Annotated in this window: 19 protein-coding genes; 12 read left to right on the top strand and 7 right to left on the bottom strand. The window is 64.7% G+C overall.

All coding sequences use genetic code 11. From position 1 onward, the window contains the following. Position 1: 1 nt before the first annotated feature. Positions 2-667 (top strand): VOC family protein, encoded by a 666-nt coding sequence (locus tag BKG76_RS19480; protein ID WP_070939391.1) that lies wholly within the window; start codon positions 2-4, stop codon positions 665-667. Positions 668-676: 9 nt separating this feature from the next. Here BKG76_RS19480 and BKG76_RS19475 read toward each other — a convergent pair whose 3' ends face one another. Then, positions 677-1,507 (bottom strand): LLM class F420-dependent oxidoreductase, encoded by an 831-nt coding sequence (locus tag BKG76_RS19475; protein WP_070939390.1) that lies wholly within the window; start codon positions 1,505-1,507, stop codon positions 677-679. A gap of 56 nt (positions 1,508-1,563) precedes the next feature. Between BKG76_RS19475 and BKG76_RS19470 the strand changes: the two genes are divergently transcribed. The 3 genes from BKG76_RS19470 to BKG76_RS19460 are packed head-to-tail and all read left to right on the top strand — an operon-like array spanning position 1,564 to position 3,419. Beyond that, positions 1,564-1,974 carry a RidA family protein gene (locus BKG76_RS19470; RefSeq protein ID WP_070939389.1) on the top strand — a complete coding sequence of 137 codons (411 nt, stop codon included), beginning with the start codon at positions 1,564-1,566 and terminating at the stop codon, positions 1,972-1,974. A gap of 33 nt (positions 1,975-2,007) precedes the next feature. Next, positions 2,008-2,760 carry a FadR/GntR family transcriptional regulator gene (locus BKG76_RS19465; RefSeq protein WP_070939388.1) on the top strand — a complete coding sequence of 251 codons (753 nt, stop codon included), beginning with the start codon at positions 2,008-2,010 and terminating at the stop codon, positions 2,758-2,760. After that, positions 2,757-3,419: a sterol desaturase family protein gene (locus BKG76_RS19460; RefSeq protein WP_070939387.1), complete on the top strand. Its 663-nt coding sequence runs from the start codon at positions 2,757-2,759 to the stop codon at positions 3,417-3,419. The genes BKG76_RS19465 and BKG76_RS19460 overlap by 4 nt, the downstream gene beginning before the upstream one ends. A gap of 163 nt (positions 3,420-3,582) precedes the next feature. On the opposite strand, the gene BKG76_RS19455 is transcribed toward BKG76_RS19460, so the two are convergent. The 3 genes from BKG76_RS19455 to BKG76_RS24610 all read right to left on the bottom strand — a co-directional run bounded on the left by BKG76_RS19455 (position 3,583) and on the right by BKG76_RS24610 (position 5,340). Continuing rightward, the gene (locus BKG76_RS19455) at positions 3,583-4,011 is read right to left on the bottom strand and encodes a hypothetical protein (RefSeq protein WP_070939386.1); all 429 of its coding nucleotides are present in this window, start codon (positions 4,009-4,011) and stop codon (positions 3,583-3,585) included. Further along, entirely contained in the window at positions 4,004-4,900 is an 897-nt protein-coding gene (locus BKG76_RS19450; protein WP_070939385.1) for a multinuclear nonheme iron-dependent oxidase, read from the bottom strand. Before BKG76_RS19450 ends, BKG76_RS19455 begins: the two co-directional genes overlap by 8 nt. Before the next feature lie 62 nt (positions 4,901-4,962). Beyond that, positions 4,963-5,340: a DUF952 domain-containing protein gene (locus BKG76_RS24610; RefSeq protein WP_083338139.1), complete on the bottom strand. Its 378-nt coding sequence runs from the start codon at positions 5,338-5,340 to the stop codon at positions 4,963-4,965. Between the two features lie 207 nt (positions 5,341-5,547). Between BKG76_RS24610 and BKG76_RS19440 the strand changes: the two genes are divergently transcribed. Then, the gene (locus BKG76_RS19440) at positions 5,548-5,742 is read left to right on the top strand and encodes a DUF7455 domain-containing protein (protein ID WP_070939383.1); all 195 of its coding nucleotides are present in this window, start codon (positions 5,548-5,550) and stop codon (positions 5,740-5,742) included. A 62-nt stretch (positions 5,743-5,804) separates the two neighbouring features. Continuing rightward, a complete protein-coding gene (locus tag BKG76_RS19435) occupies positions 5,805-6,788 on the top strand; it encodes a YihY/virulence factor BrkB family protein (RefSeq protein ID WP_070939382.1) in 984 nt (327 codons plus the stop codon). Here the strand turns inward: BKG76_RS19435 and BKG76_RS19430 are convergent. Further along, positions 6,785-7,018 carry a DUF3039 domain-containing protein gene (locus BKG76_RS19430; RefSeq protein WP_070939381.1) on the bottom strand — a complete coding sequence of 78 codons (234 nt, stop codon included), beginning with the start codon at positions 7,016-7,018 and terminating at the stop codon, positions 6,785-6,787. The two genes, BKG76_RS19435 and BKG76_RS19430, sit on opposite strands and share 4 nt — an antisense overlap. Before the next feature lie 25 nt (positions 7,019-7,043). Between BKG76_RS19430 and BKG76_RS19425 the strand changes: the two genes are divergently transcribed. The 3 genes from BKG76_RS19425 to BKG76_RS19415 all read left to right on the top strand — a co-directional run bounded on the left by BKG76_RS19425 (position 7,044) and on the right by BKG76_RS19415 (position 9,343). Then, entirely contained in the window at positions 7,044-7,436 is a 393-nt protein-coding gene (locus BKG76_RS19425; protein ID WP_070939380.1) for a DUF3099 domain-containing protein, read from the top strand. Between the two features lie 147 nt (positions 7,437-7,583). Beyond that, positions 7,584-8,555 (top strand): sigma-70 family RNA polymerase sigma factor, encoded by a 972-nt coding sequence (locus BKG76_RS19420; RefSeq protein ID WP_070939379.1) that lies wholly within the window; start codon positions 7,584-7,586, stop codon positions 8,553-8,555. Between the two features lie 101 nt (positions 8,556-8,656). Then, the gene (locus BKG76_RS19415) at positions 8,657-9,343 is read left to right on the top strand and encodes a metal-dependent transcriptional regulator (protein ID WP_070939378.1); all 687 of its coding nucleotides are present in this window, start codon (positions 8,657-8,659) and stop codon (positions 9,341-9,343) included. On the opposite strand, the gene BKG76_RS19410 is transcribed toward BKG76_RS19415, so the two are convergent. After that, the gene (locus BKG76_RS19410) at positions 9,324-10,388 is read right to left on the bottom strand and encodes a DUF4192 domain-containing protein (protein ID WP_070939377.1); all 1,065 of its coding nucleotides are present in this window, start codon (positions 10,386-10,388) and stop codon (positions 9,324-9,326) included. The genes BKG76_RS19415 and BKG76_RS19410 overlap by 20 nt on opposite strands. A 285-nt stretch (positions 10,389-10,673) precedes the next feature. Between BKG76_RS19410 and BKG76_RS19405 the strand changes: the two genes are divergently transcribed. Then, complete coding sequence (locus tag BKG76_RS19405; protein ID WP_207543794.1) at positions 10,674-11,873, top strand: DUF1611 domain-containing protein; 1,200 nt, start codon at positions 10,674-10,676, stop codon at positions 11,871-11,873. Continuing rightward, positions 11,870-12,961 (top strand): alanine/ornithine racemase family PLP-dependent enzyme, encoded by a 1,092-nt coding sequence (locus BKG76_RS19400; protein ID WP_070939375.1) that lies wholly within the window; start codon positions 11,870-11,872, stop codon positions 12,959-12,961. Before BKG76_RS19405 ends, BKG76_RS19400 begins: the two co-directional genes overlap by 4 nt. Here BKG76_RS19400 and BKG76_RS19395 read toward each other — a convergent pair. Beyond that, positions 12,936-13,670: a hypothetical protein gene (locus BKG76_RS19395; protein ID WP_070939374.1), complete on the bottom strand. Its 735-nt coding sequence runs from the start codon at positions 13,668-13,670 to the stop codon at positions 12,936-12,938. The two genes, BKG76_RS19400 and BKG76_RS19395, sit on opposite strands and share 26 nt — an antisense overlap. A gap of 111 nt (positions 13,671-13,781) precedes the next feature. On the opposite strand from BKG76_RS19395, the gene BKG76_RS24605 reads away from it, so the two are divergent. Beyond that, a partial coding sequence (locus BKG76_RS24605) for an FAD-dependent oxidoreductase (protein WP_131815831.1) occupies positions 13,782-13,947 on the top strand: 166 nt, incomplete at its 3' end.

Below are 13,947 nucleotides of genomic sequence, written 5' to 3'. Positions count from 1 at the left end.
CATGAGGATTCACGATGTGCAGATCACCGCGACCGACGTAGCGAGCGCCGCCCGCTTCTACTCCGAAACACTGGAATTACCAGTGGAACTGGATGCGGACAGCGCCACGGTTCACATCGGGGAAAGCACGCTGACAATGGTTCCCGGACCGGCGTATCACGGCGCACATCACCTCGCCTTCACCATTCCTGCGGGAAGCCTGGCGCCAGCCAAGCAATGGCTCTCGCAACGAGTGACCCTGCAGACCGATGGTCAATGGCACGACGAATTCGACTGTGCGCCCAACTGGCAGGCGCGCAGCCTCTACTTCGCCGGACCCGATGACGCGGTGCTCGAACTCATCGAACGCAACATCCTCGACAACCGAATCGCGCACCCCTTCGGCGTCGGCGATATCCGATCTCTGAGTGAAGTCGGCTTCGGGGTTTCTGACGTGCTGGGCACACAGGCCCTGATGCACGACACACTCGGACTACTGCCGTTCGGGGAACCGGGACCCGGGTTCGGCCCGGTGGGCGATCACGATGGCCTGTTCATCCTGGTACCCACGGACGTCACCTGGCGCCCGGAGAATCGGGTACCACCGGCCGCCGCACCCACCGTCGTCACAGCCGACGTGCCCACCACCCTGCGGATCAGCGAGCACTACCTCGTTCAACCGCAGTGATCAGCCCAATCAGGAGCGCGAGTCGCGCCAGGCCAGCGGCGCGTCCAGCACCGACAGGTCGTAGTCGTTATCGGCGTCGATCCCGACGGTGAACAGTCTGGCGCCCACCTCGGCATACGCATCGGCCTCCGCCGAGGTGAGCCCGCGGGCGGGGTCCAGTCCCCAGCTGGTGGAGCGTTCGATCTCGTTGTGGTCGCGGCCTATTCGGTCGGCCTCGGCGATCAGAATGTCGTTCTTGCGCCGGTAGGTGTCGATATCGCCGAACGCATGCCAGATGTGAGCGTGCCGGGCCACCAACGGAATGGTGCGCTTCTCACCCCCACCACCGATCAAGATCGGGATGGGGCGCACCGGCTGCGGCAACAGCTGGCCCAATCGTTTCTCGATCCGGCCCAGGCTGTCCTCGAACAGGTCGAAACGTGAACCCGCCGTACCGAACTCGTATCCGTAGGTGGTGTAGTCCCTTTCGTACCAACCGGCACCGACCCCGAGAATCACCCGGCCATCACTGATGTGATCGACCGTGCGCGCCATATCGGCCAACAGATCAGGATTGCGATATCCCACACCCGTGACGAGCAGCCCGATCTCTGCTCGCGAGGTGATCTCGGCCCATGATCCCAGCGCGGTCCAGCCCTCGAAGTTGTTGACATCGGGTTGCACTTCATCGAGCACCACCCCGTTGCTGCTGAGGGTGCCGGCCGGCCAGTGGAAATGGTCGTAGCCGAAGATGACGTCCGCACCTTTGTCTTCGGCTCGAAGCACGGCATCGCGCCACTGCTTGTAGTTCTGCGCCTTGGCGGGCCGGAGCTGGATTCCAATGCGAATGCGATCAGTCACATCGCAGTCCAATTAATCGATCGCCGCCGGTATTCCCCGACACTTACGCTGCCGCCATGGCACGCGTGCAGATCTCGTCGGGCAGTGAGTGGGAGGCAACGGTCGGATACTCGCGCGCGGTGCGGGTCGGCGGCCATATCGCCGTCGCCGGCACCACCGCAGCGCGCCCGGGTCAGCCCCCGGTCGGAGGCGATGACATCGCCGAACAGACCCGCGAGGTGCTGCGCCGCATCGAGTCGGCGATTAGCCAGGCGGGCGCCTCGTTGCGCGATGTCGTTCGCACCCGCATCTTTGTCACCGATATCGGACGGTGGCGTGAGGTGGGTTCGGCCCACGGCGCGTTTTTCGGCGATATCCGCCCGGCGGCCACGATGGTCGAGGTGTCGGCGCTCATCGACCCGGCGCTGCTCGTGGAGATCGAAGCCGACGCCATTGTCGACCAGCCGGTGAATTGGTCAGACCACTAGACCTCTTACCAATTCGGGTGCTACGGTTGCGGCATGGCACTGCAGCCCATCGCTCGTCAGTCGATACCCGACGAGATATTCAGCCAGCTCGCGGCACAGGTCCTGACCGGCGACCGCACTCCCGGCGAAACCCTGCCCAGTGAGCGCGCCCTCGCCGAAGCCCTCGGGGTCTCACGCACCGCCGTTCGCGAAGCGCTGGGCCGGCTGGAACGTTCGGGCCTGATCCACATCCGCCAGGGCGGGTCGACGGTGATCCGGGACTACCGCAGCGACGCCGGCTTCGATGTGCTGCCGCTGCTGCTCGCCTACGGCGGAGATGTAGACCGGCGCACGCTGGCCAGCGTCATCGAGGCTCGCGCCATCATCGGCCCCCAGGTCGCACGATTGGCCGCACAACGGTCGGACCAAACCCCGGGTGTGGCCGAACGGCTGCGCGCGATGGCCTCCGAGCTGGAATCGGAAAGCGATCCGCTACAACGGATGTGGCAGGCGCTCGGATTCTGGGAGCTGGTCATCGACACCGCCGATTCGATTGCCTTCCGACTGGTGTTCAACACCATGCGCGATTCATACGTGCGGGCGCTGGATGTACTGGTGAACGTCATGGCCGCCGAGGTCGGCGATATCGGCCACTATCGCGCACTCGCGAACGCCATCGCGACCAACGATCCCGATGCCGCGCAGACCGCCGCGGCCGCCATGCTCGCGTTGGGCACCAAAGCCTTTGACAAACTCCTGCACGATCTCCCAGAAGACCTCACAGTGGAATCGGAGAACCGACAATGACCCGCACCGTACGCAAGCCGATGACCCTGCGTGATGCCCTTGTCGAATTCGTCAAACACCCCAGCCCGTGGATGCTCCTGATATGGTCCGCCGCGCTACTGGGCGCGCGAATCATGTTGGGCAGCTGGACAGTCGCCGATGTCATCGTCCCCATCGCGCTGGTGGCCATCTCCCCCGTGGCCGAATGGCTGATCCACGTCGGGATCCTGCATTGGCGCCCGCGCGCGTTGGGGCCGGTGAAAATCGACTCGCGGCTCGCCCGCGACCACCGTCTACATCATCAGGACCCGCGGGACATCCCGCTGGTGTTCATTCCGTGGCCCAGCCTGATCGTGGTGATCGCCGGGTTGACCGCGATCGCGCTATTCGCGTTCCCGCGCACCGGACTTGGGCTGACCTTCGCCCTCACCGTGGCGTTGTTCCTGGTGTTCTATGAGTGGACGCACTATCTCATTCACACCGATTACAAACCGCGACATGCGATCTATCGCGCAGTCTGGCGGAACCACCGATACCACCACTTCAAGAACGAGAACTACTGGTTCACCGTCACCAGCTCAGGAACGGCCGACCGGATACTCGGAACCTATCCGGACCCACAGCAGGTCAAATCATCACCGACGGTGCGAAATCTGCACGCGCCCAGCATTACTGGCTAGTTTCCCGGACCGGGACCGCAGCTGGCACCGGAATAACCGGTCTGTTGATGGTCCGGCCCATCACCATGATTGCGCGGTCTACTACCCGAATTTGTGACTACGAAGAAGCCCAACCCAACGACCAGCAGCACGATCACCGTCGCAATGACGATGACGGCGGTCATCACGCCTCGGCTCGCTCCGGCCGTAACGCGAAGTAACGTAGCTTCTTTCCGAACGCGATCTGAAGCTCCCGACGGCCACCGCGGCGCACCAGGGCGATGCGGCGCAGTCCTTCGGAGACCTCACGATCCATCACCCAGTCGCGCAGGCGCGGCAGTTCATAGGAATAGTGGCGGAATTCCTTGGCATCGCACAACACACAGCACTGCATCGAATGCAGCAGCGCGTATTGCTCAAATTCGTACTCCCAGTTGGGCGTTTGCGCGAGCCACGGCACCACCCTGGCGATGTCGTAGCGTCGCTTGACCCGCAGCTGCGCACCCGCTGCCAGCGCCGTGTACTCATCAAAACCGGATGGGGCCTTGCCCGCCAACAGATCCGAGAGCACCGACAACTGGCGACGCCGCAGCATCTCGCGGTTGTCAAGCATGAACAACACCCGCCTTGATCGCCTGGCGGACAACCGAAAGGTCGGCACTCACGCTGGCCTCGTCGATCGACCCGTCACGCTCGATCAGCACGCCCAGGCTGCGCCCGGAGGTGAGCACCACCAGTTCGGTCAGCAGATCGGCCACCGGGTCGATGATGGTGTCGGCGTGGGTATCCCAGTACAACTCACCCTCCAAGCGGCCACCGGCGATGTGCACGTACGCGACGCGCTCGACGGGGAAACGACGCAGCAGCGCAACCGGATCGGTGCCCGAGGCCACCGCCGTCGCGTACAGGTTGGGGATATCGAGCACCAGCCAGCAGTCGGTACGTCGCGACAGTTCGCGCAGGTAGTCGGGCTCGCTGAGCTCATTCTCGGGCCACTGCAGCGTCGTGGCCACATTCTCCAGCGCCAACGGCACACCGAGGTCGTCTTGCACCCGGGACACGTTGTCCACCAGCACATCGAGAGCCAATGTGGTGCGCGGCGGAGCGATCAGGTGTCCCGCCTCGAGCACACCGCTGTGCCGCCCGTTCTCAAAACCGGCCCGTACGAAAGCCACATGCTCGCTGACCATGGGGGCGTTCAGCTCGGCGGCCAGGGCAGCCAGGTGCTTGACGCGCTTGGCGTCCGGCAGATCGGCGCCCGCAAGACCCAATGACACACCGTGTGGCACCACAACGGTGCCCGCCTCGCGTAGGCGGGTCAGTTCGACGGGCAGCTGCCCGGGGCGGAAGTTCTCGGCGACGATCTCGGTGAACGAGAGGTTGAGCGAATCGTCGGTGATGGCGCCCTGGCTGAACATCGCAGCAAGCTCAGGCCGCCAGGAAGCGCCGACCGCGGGCTCGTCGGCCAGCACGGTCGTAAGCGGGTGATTTGAAGAGGCCACCGCGGTTACCCCCTTATCTCAAGACCGACGAACTAGGCCAGTCTAGCTACCACGTTGATAGCTTAGGAAGTGCTTGGTGCCAGCGGCTTAAAAAAGCCATCCGGTCCCGGCCGGAAATTCGCCACAGAAGTAACTGCGGCAATCGGCAGCGGTCCGTACAGATGAGGAAAAAGCATCGATTCAGGGTCGCTGGGCACGCCTGGTTCCCAACGTACCGGAGAGTCAAGCAGATTCAGGGCAACAGACAATACGACCAGATCACACCTTCCGCGATACAAGCGATTGGCGGGCAGGTGAACCTGATACGGCGCGGAGAGATGAACAAATCCCGTTTCGGCCAGTGAACTGGGCCGATGCTCCCCTCGCGCACGCGCCGAGGACCACTCCTGCACCGTGCAGATGTGAACAAGTTCGGCTTCGTCCGGCGGCATCGACTGCATCACACCAGTATCTGATCCTCATCCCACGGGTGGCCCATCGGCCCCGCCCCGGCCCGGTAACGCACCGGACGTGAGCCGCGACACACCGAACACACATGGGGAACAACCGAAACCCCCCAAACGTCTGACAATGTACATATCAGGTACAAACGGAAGCGCCGAGCGGTTCACCGGACCGCAAAGCTCCGGAAGAGATACGGAGGAGCCATGAACGCAACTCTGACCAGTCCCGAGCTGACGAAGGCTGACCGCTGCGATCGTTGCGGAGCGGCTGCCCGGGTCCGCGCCACGCTTCCGTCGGGAGCCGAGCTGCTCTTTTGCCAGCACCACGCCAACGAGCACTCCGAGAAGCTGTCCGCGATGTCCGCCGTGCTGTACATCAGCGGCCCGCTCGAGGATTAGTCACCGCGGTTTCACCCCCAGTAGCCACCACTGACCATCCCATCAGGAATGCTGGTGTGGCCATGAGTGAGAAGCCGCGCCATGTCTCGATCGGTCGGGACGTCTTGCATGTGATGCGGCGGACTGCCGTAAAGAGTTGGGACGACTCAATTTTCGCGCAGTCGGCCCAAGCCGCCTTTTGGCAGGTGTTGTCACTACCACCACTGCTGTTGGGCATCCTGGGCAGCTTGACGTTTGTCGGGCCGCTGTTCGGTCCGGATACGCTGCCCGAGATTCAGGAGCGCATCCTGCGGGTGGCCAACAGCGTGTTCAGCAAGAGTGTGGTCACCGAGATCATCGAGCCCACAATTGTCGACATCATGCGCGACGGGCGTGGCGAGGTGGTGTCGATCGGGTTCGTCATCTCACTGTGGGCGGGGTCGTCGGCGATATCGAGTTTTGTGGACTCCGTGGTGGAGGCGCATGACCAGACACCGTTGCGCCACCCCGTTCGTCAGCGGTTCTTTGCACTGGGGCTGTATGTCGCCGCGTTGGCGATGGCCGTCGTGACATTGCCGGTGATCGCGCTGGGACCCAAGCGGATCGCCGGTGTGGTACCCGATTCGTGGAACGCACTGCTGCGGTACGGCTACTTCCCGCTGCTGGGCATCGCACTGGTGGCCTTGGTGACGCTGCTGTACCGGGTATCCCTACCGCGACCGTTGCCTTCACACCGACTGTGGATCGGCGCGCTGCTTGCCGTGACGTTCTTCGTGATCGCCAGTCTGGGGCTGCGGTTCTATCTGAACTGGATCACCGGAACCGGGTACACCTACGGTGCGTTGGCCACCCCGATCGCGTTCCTGCTGTTCGCGTTCATGCTCGGATTCGCGATCGTGTTGGGCGCAGAACTCAATGCGGCGATCGAGGAGAACTGGCCGGCCGGGGCAACACACGCCCGGCAGCTGCGGGAATGGCTGAGCCCCAACAATGGCCAGAATGGCCTGAATGGCAAGGAAGCCGATGATGCCGAGGCATCATCGTCCGACTCCCCCGAGGGCTGTTAGTCCCTCTTCATCATTTCGTAGATGCGCTTGCAGTCGGGGCAGACCGGCGAGCCAGGCTTGGCCGAGCGAGTCACCGGGAAGACCTCACCGCACAGGGCGATCACATGGTTTCCCATGACCGCGCTCTCCACGATCTTGTCCTTCTTGACGTAGTGGAAAACCTTCGGCGTATCGCTATCGGTGCTCTCGTCGACGGTGGTGTCGGGACGCTCGATCGTCTGCGTGTCCATACCTCCATTGTGACATCCTGGACATATGAGAAAAGAGCTGTCGTTCGATGACGACGGCCGACCCGTACTCATCACCGCGGCCTCCGTCTCCGTAGAGGACCAGCATCGCGCTCGGGTACGCCGTTATCTGACGCTGATGGCGTTCCGGTTCCCGGCGCTCATCGGCGCCGGCTGGGCCTACAGCGTGTGGCACAACGGGTGGATATCACTGGCCATCCTGGCCGCGTCCATCCCACTGCCGTGGATGGCGGTGCTGATCGCCAACGACCGGCCTCCCCGGAAGGCCGAGGAGCCACGCCGCTACGGACCTCAGACCCAGCATCATGCGCTTTTCCCCACCGCAGAACGCAGAGCGATTGATCCCGCTTCTCCACCGCTACCGCACACCCCGCCAGAGGACTCCGCCGGCCCGTCTTAGGGACAGCTATGTCAATTCTCAGGACATTCTCAGCTGCCGACGACAAATCCGCAGGTCAATGACAGCGACGTTTGGGAACCTCAGGAACTTTCTGGGCCGACCGGGCGTTGCAACACATGAGACTTACGGATCAACTAGGAGGCAGCGATGGCAAACGCCACGACCCGTCCGGCCCGCACCACCGAGTCCGAGGATCTGGACGCTCAGAGTCCAGCCGCCGACCTCGTCAGGGTGTATTTGAACGGCATCGGCAAGACTGCTCTGCTCACCGCGGAGGACGAAGTCGAGCTGGCCAAACGGATCGAGGCGGGGCTCTACGCCCAGCACCTTCTCGACACCAAGAAACGCCTCGGCGAGGCCCGCAAGAAGGATCTGGCGGTGATCGTGCGCGAGGGCAGCGCGGCGCGCAGCCACCTGCTGGAGGCCAACCTGCGTCTGGTGGTCTCGCTCGCCAAGCGCTACACCGGCCGCGGTATGCCGCTGCTGGACCTCATCCAGGAAGGCAACCTGGGTCTGATCCGCGCCATGGAGAAGTTCGATTACGCCAAGGGCTTCAAGTTCTCGACCTACGCCACCTGGTGGATTCGTCAGGCCATCACCCGTGGCATGGCCGATCAGAGCCGCACCATCCGCCTGCCTGTGCACCTGGTGGAGCAGGTGAACAAGCTGGCGCGCATCAAGCGTGAACTGCACCAACGGCTCGGTCGCGAAGCCAGCGACGAGGAACTGGCCGAGGAGTCCGGCATTCCGGTGGAAAAGATCGGCGACCTGTTGGACCACAGCCGGGATCCGGTGAGCCTGGACATGCCGGTCGGGACCGATGAGGAAGCACCCCTGGGTGACTTCATCGAGGACACCGAGGCCATGTCGGCGGAAAACGCCGTCATCGCCGAGCTGCTGCACTCGGATGTGCGCAGCGTGCTGTCCACGCTGGACGAACGCGAGCAGCAGGTCATTCGGTTGCGCTATGGGCTCGACGACGGACAGGCACGCACGCTGGATCAGATCGGCAAGCTGTTCGGGCTGTCCCGCGAGCGGGTGCGCCAGATCGAGCGCGAAGTCATGACGAAGCTGCGCCACGGTGACCGTGCGGAGCGCCTGCGTTCGTACGCGAGCTAGTTGACCTACTACCCTGCCCTCGGGGCGCTGCGTTATGGAAGCGCAGCGCCCCGAATTGCGTTGTAGATCGGTAGACTGAGCACGACCGTAAGGGGCGAGTAGTGAACGATCTTGTCGATACGACTGAGATGTATCTGCGAACGATCTACGACCTCGAAGAAGAGGGCGTGGTGCCGCTGCGGGCCCGCATCGCCGAAAGGCTGGAGCAGAGTGGCCCGACGGTCAGTCAGACGGTGGCCCGTATGGAGCGCGACGGCCTGCTGAACGTCGCCGGCGACCGCCACCTCGAACTCACCGACAAGGGTCGTGCGCTCGCGGTGTCCGTGATGCGTAAGCACCGTTTGGCCGAGTGCCTCCTGGTGGACATCATCGGGCTGCCGTGGGAGGACGTGCACGCCGAGGCATGCCGCTGGGAGCACGTGATGAGCGAAGACGTCGAGCGTCGTTTGCTCACGGTGCTCAACAACCCGACCACCTCACCGTTCGGCAATCCCATTCCCGGGCTCTCCGAGCTCGGTGTGCCTGCCGACCGGTCCGAGAGCGCCAGCGCGGTACGGCTCACCGACATCCCGTCGGGCCCTCAGGTCGCCGTGGTTGTGCGCAGGCTGGCCGAGCATGTGCAAGCCGATACCGGCCTGCTGTCCCGCCTCAAGGACGCCGGTGTCGTGCCGAACGCACGCGTGACCGTGGAGCCGTCCCCCGACGGCGTGATCATCATCATTCCCGGCCACGAGAGCGTCGAGCTGCCGCACGAGATGGCTCATGCCGTCATGGTCGAAAAGGTCTAACCACCCGCCGGATCTCTCTGGGCGGCAGGCTGATTCCCAACTCGTGGGCGAGCCGAAATCCCGTGTCGGCCAGGGTGCCGATCTCAGCGGGCCGCATCCCGGAATGCAGCGCCGAGAGCAGCAGTTGCCCCAGTCGATGCTCTGGCTGGGCCGTGAGCGCAGCGTCCAGCGCAACGCCTGCCAGCGGGCCGTCGCCGCGCGTATATGCGCTAAAACCCAGTAGCACCAGCGGCTCGGCGCGCCAGGGTGCGGGCAATAGCCGACTCAGCGCCAACCAAAGCCGCTCCACATCTGCGGCCAACACGCCTGCAGCCAACGCGCACACCGTGTCTCGAACACGCAGGACGGTCAGGGAACGCGCGATGGCGAGCATCTCGCGATTCGAGAGCGGCCGGAATTCGGCCACCTGGCACGCCGCCCGCATGATCCGATTCACGGCACGCCGGTCCGCCGCCGCATCGTCACGCCGCACCGGCAATGGGCGCCGCAGTGCGGCAGCCAGGACGGCGGTGCGGCGAGTGTCGGTGGGCGCGATCAATGCCACGAGGTCTTCTCGGCGCCGATGCACTGTCCTGCCCGCCAACACCGCGGCCGCTGTCAGCGGTGAACATTGCGGATCATCGACGGGCCCACCGGCACCGCATCCGTCATAGCACCGCCACCATCCGTCGGAGCCAACCCGGTCCACCACATGGCCGGCGGTCAGCGAAATACCCTGGCAATTAAGATGTTTGGCGAGCCGACGGATGATATCGCCGGCCTCCAGATCGGGCAGGACCGCACTGATGACCACGGCGATCACCGCGTCGGCCGGCCCTGGGCCGAGCACCTCTGCCAGCGCCTCGAAAGCCGCGTGCTCAGGATCGTCCAGGTCATGCAGATCCCTGCGCAGTATCGCCTCGACCAACCCATCGGCGAGCGTGACGACCACGAGCGAATCTTCGGGAATGAAGCCCAGCATCGCCGGAAGCGCGGCGATGAGAGCGGCGGGTCGGTTCAGTCGAAAGTCGGGGCGTCCGGGGGGCCCGGGAATCAGTGATGTCATGGCCGCACGGTGACAGCGAGGACCGTCATCGCGCCGACGGCGACCGCACGTCGTGACAGTGCCTCCGGGGATCTGTGGATACGGACGCAACTGTGGACAACGCGCCCGCGGTCGGCGTGCATCAGCGGTGATGGGCAAGCCCGGAAGCGGGACGGTCACCGCAGATCGGGTACCATTAACTTGTCGGTAATCTTGCCGACCCTCAGGGCAGACCACTCGTTGGACGTTGGGCTCATCGCCCCGCCTCGATCCCGTCGCCTTCTCTGAGACTTCTCAGAGGATCCCATGTCTTCACTCGCAAGCGGTACTCCCTTTCTTCATGCGTCCGAACGGAGCGAAGGGAACCTTCCCGCAGCTCCCCTGCCGATGCCTGCCGGTTCCACCGCAATCGTCTACTGCGAAGGCCAATTCGGCGAGCAGGACGGCAAGACCGCCAACGGCCTGGTCCGGCACTCGGAGAAGTACGAGATCCTCAGCGTCATCGACAGCCTGCGGGCCGGAGTCGACGCCGGGCAATTCCTCGACGACACCGCGAACGGCATCCCGGTGTTGGCTTCGCTCGCCGAGTCCATCGCTCACGCGGGTCAGGTACCCGACTACCTGATCTGTGGGCTGGCCCCTGCCGACGGACTGCTGTCGAATGAGCAGCGACTCGTACTGCTCGACGGCATCGCCCGCGGGATGCACATCATCAACGGCCTGCACGAGTTCCTCAACGACGATGCCGAGTTCGTGGCGGCAGCCGTGATCGCCGGCGTCACCATCACCGATGTACGCCAGCCGAAGGCCAAGCGCGACCTGCATCTGTTCTCCGGCCGGATCTTCGACGTCACCTGCCCCAGGATCGCGATCCTCGGCACGGACGGGGCGATCGGGAAGCGCACCACCGCCACCTTGCTGGTTCAGGCCCTCAATGCGTGCGGCATCAAGGCGGTCATGGTCGGCACCGGTCAGACCACCCTGATCCAGGGCGGGAAGTACGGCGTCGCGCTGGACGCGCTGGTCCCCCAGTTCTGCTCGGGTGAGGTCGAGCACCAAGTCGTCGCCGCGTTCGAGGGCGAGGATCCTGACGTCATCGTGGTCGAGGGCCAGGGCGCGCTCAGCCACCCCGCGTACATCACCTCGGCTCACATCCTGCGTGGCAGCCGTCCGGCCGGCGTGATCGTGCAGCACGCGCCCAAGCGCAAAGTGCTCGGCGACTTCCCGATGGTGCCGATGCCCACCGCCGCCAGCGAGATCGCACTGATCGAGGCGTTCGCCGACACCCGCGTCATCGGGGTCACGATCAACCACGAGGAAATGACCGACGCCGAGCTGAAAGATGCTATCTCCGAGCATCATTCGGAGCTCGGACTCCCGGTCACCGACCCGCTGACCCGCCCCTCGTCGGATCTGGTCGACATGGTGTTGGCGGCATTCCCGGTGCTCGCGGGAAAACTCGAGAGGAAGCTCGCGGGGAAGGCCGACACGACAACCCGGGTGTGACGCTCCGGCTCGAGACCGATCTGGACAAGGTCGAGCAGAACACGCGGACCCTGGTTGACCGGCTTGCCGGGGCGGGCGTCAGGGTCACCGGCATCACCAAGGCCGTGTTGGGTTCGCCGGGAGTGGGCGCGGCGATGCTGCGCGGCGGCGCCCGTGGCCTCGGCGATTCCCGGATACCGAACCTCGCACGACTGGCCGACCTCGACCCATTGCCACCACGGACGTTGATCCGCTCGCCCATGCTCAGCCAAGTGGCGCGCATCGTTGACGTCGCCGACATCAGTCTGAACACCGAGGCCGTCGTGCTGACGGCACTCGATCAGGCCGCATCCCGGCAGAAACGGACACACGCCGTGGTGCTCATGATCGAGCTAGGTGACCTGCGCGAGGGCATCGCACTGGCCGACGCCCCCGAGGCGGTGCGGGCCGTTCTCGGTCACTCCTCACTGCGGCTTGCCGGGCTCGGCGCCAACCTCGCGTGTCAGAGCGGTGTCGTGCCCGACGACCGGAACATGGGCATCCTCACCGGACTCGCGAACGACATCGAGTCGCTGCACGGGATCTCGCTCGACGTCGTCTCAGGCGGCAACTCGGCGAACCTGAACTGGGCGCTGCACACCCACGACGTCGGCCGGATCGACGAACTCCGACTCGGCGAAGCCATCCTTCTCGGTGTCGACCCGCTGTACCGGACACCGATCCCCGGCCTGCACACTGATGCCTTCATCTTGAGCGCCGAGGTCATCGAGGTCGCGATGAAACCGGCTCAACCCTGGGGAGATCGTGCTCAGGCGGCCTTCGGCGCGGCACCGGTGCGCACCGGCAGCGCGACTGTGCGCCAAGCAATCCTGGCCCTAGGCCGCCAGGATGTGGACCCCGACGGCCTGCAACCACCCGAGGGCATCACGATCCTCGGGATGAGCAGCGACCACCTGGTGGTCGATCTCGGTGATCATCCGATCGCGGTCGGCGACGAGATCGACTTCGGTGTCGGCTACGGCACGCTCGTGCGGGCGATGACGTCGCCGTTCGTCACCAAGATCGAGCACCGGCTGTCACTGATCAGCGGACGCTGTCGTGCACCTTGAGCACTGCGGCCGTGAACGCCTGATCCAGTAGCACCGCGTCGGGCTCGATGCCCTGAAATGTCATGTAGGTGGCCTGGATTCGTATATCGGCGATCTGCGCGATGAGGGACATGGTCGTCTGCGTGCCAGTACCCTTCGCCGCGGGTGCCACCGTTTGATTGATCGCGACCGAATCGTCGGCGTTGATGGGCGGAGCCACTGCCTCCGACACCGTCACGGTGCTCTGGATCTGATCCGGACCGCTGAAGGTGAACGAGGTGCATCGCTCCAGTTGAGACTTGTACGCGGCAAGGGGCTGCGGAACGCGCAGCACCGCAACCGTGATGGTCGAGTTATCGGCCTCGTTGGCGCCCACCGCCACCGCCGCATCCTGAGGCACCGCCGGAAGTGGCGCCGGCGCGCAGGTCGTCGGGGCGACCGTGGCCGCATCGGGTACACCGCGAATATCGCGCAGCGCCAAACCGGCCGCATCCGGATCCAGCGTGGTGGCGGGATATTGGTGCGGGAAATCCGTCGGCGCCAGCAGCAGCGGGCCCACCGGGCCCGCCGGTGCCCGCACAGCGGTCGTGGTGGTCGGCAACGGGGATGAGGCGCCACCCGATGGCTCCACGGCCAGGCCGTCGACCGCTCGCGTGCACGCCGCAGCCGTGAGCGCGCAGCATCCAGCCACAACCATCGTCGCTACCAGCCGCGATGCCGTCACGGTCACATGCTGCCATCGGCACACCGTGGGTCCCAGGAGGCGCGCGCGAGATTCGGCTGGGACAACTGTTCACGTCGCCGTGACGCGGACGGCATGCACGATTCGGCGAATCGGCGTATGAGTACACCCATGACCAACGGTCCAGATACCCCTACCTACGATCTCGTCGTCATCGGTTCCGGCCCCGGAGGCCAGAAGGCCGCTATTGCCGCGGCCAAGCTGGGTAAGTCGGTGGCGGTCGTCGAACGCGACAACATGCTCGGTGGTGTCTGCACCAACACCG

It is taken from the genome of Mycobacteroides franklinii (assembly GCF_001853795.1).
GTDB classification, from domain to species: Bacteria; Actinomycetota; Actinomycetes; order Mycobacteriales; family Mycobacteriaceae; genus Mycobacterium; species Mycobacterium franklinii.
This window is presented reverse-complemented; position numbering and strand designations above follow the sequence as displayed.

What these genes read in the sequence shown, in the direction of transcription:
- BKG76_RS19480 (WP_070939391.1), top strand. Translation starts at nt 2, where the DNA reads ATGAGGATTCACGATGTGCAGATCACCGCGACCGACGTAGCGAGCGCC.
- BKG76_RS19470 (WP_070939389.1), top strand. Translation starts at nt 1,564, where the DNA reads ATGGCACGCGTGCAGATCTCGTCGGGCAGTGAGTGGGAGGCAACGGTC.
- BKG76_RS19465 (WP_070939388.1), top strand. Translation starts at nt 2,008, where the DNA reads ATGGCACTGCAGCCCATCGCTCGTCAGTCGATACCCGACGAGATATTC.
- BKG76_RS19460 (WP_070939387.1), top strand. Translation starts at nt 2,757, where the DNA reads ATGACCCGCACCGTACGCAAGCCGATGACCCTGCGTGATGCCCTTGTC.
- BKG76_RS19455 (WP_070939386.1), bottom strand. Translation starts at nt 4,011, where the DNA reads ATGCTTGACAACCGCGAGATGCTGCGGCGTCGCCAGTTGTCGGTGCTC.
- BKG76_RS24610 (WP_083338139.1), bottom strand. Translation starts at nt 5,340, where the DNA reads ATGCAGTCGATGCCGCCGGACGAAGCCGAACTTGTTCACATCTGCACG.
- BKG76_RS19440 (WP_070939383.1), top strand. Translation starts at nt 5,548, where the DNA reads ATGAACGCAACTCTGACCAGTCCCGAGCTGACGAAGGCTGACCGCTGC.
- BKG76_RS19435 (WP_070939382.1), top strand. Translation starts at nt 5,805, where the DNA reads ATGAGTGAGAAGCCGCGCCATGTCTCGATCGGTCGGGACGTCTTGCAT.
- BKG76_RS19430 (WP_070939381.1), bottom strand. Translation starts at nt 7,018, where the DNA reads ATGGACACGCAGACGATCGAGCGTCCCGACACCACCGTCGACGAGAGC.
- BKG76_RS19425 (WP_070939380.1), top strand. Translation starts at nt 7,044, where the DNA reads ATGAGAAAAGAGCTGTCGTTCGATGACGACGGCCGACCCGTACTCATC.
- BKG76_RS19420 (WP_070939379.1), top strand. Translation starts at nt 7,584, where the DNA reads ATGGCAAACGCCACGACCCGTCCGGCCCGCACCACCGAGTCCGAGGAT.
- BKG76_RS19410 (WP_070939377.1), bottom strand. Translation starts at nt 10,388, where the DNA reads ATGACATCACTGATTCCCGGGCCCCCCGGACGCCCCGACTTTCGACTG.
- BKG76_RS19405 (WP_207543794.1), top strand. Translation starts at nt 10,674, where the DNA reads ATGTCTTCACTCGCAAGCGGTACTCCCTTTCTTCATGCGTCCGAACGG.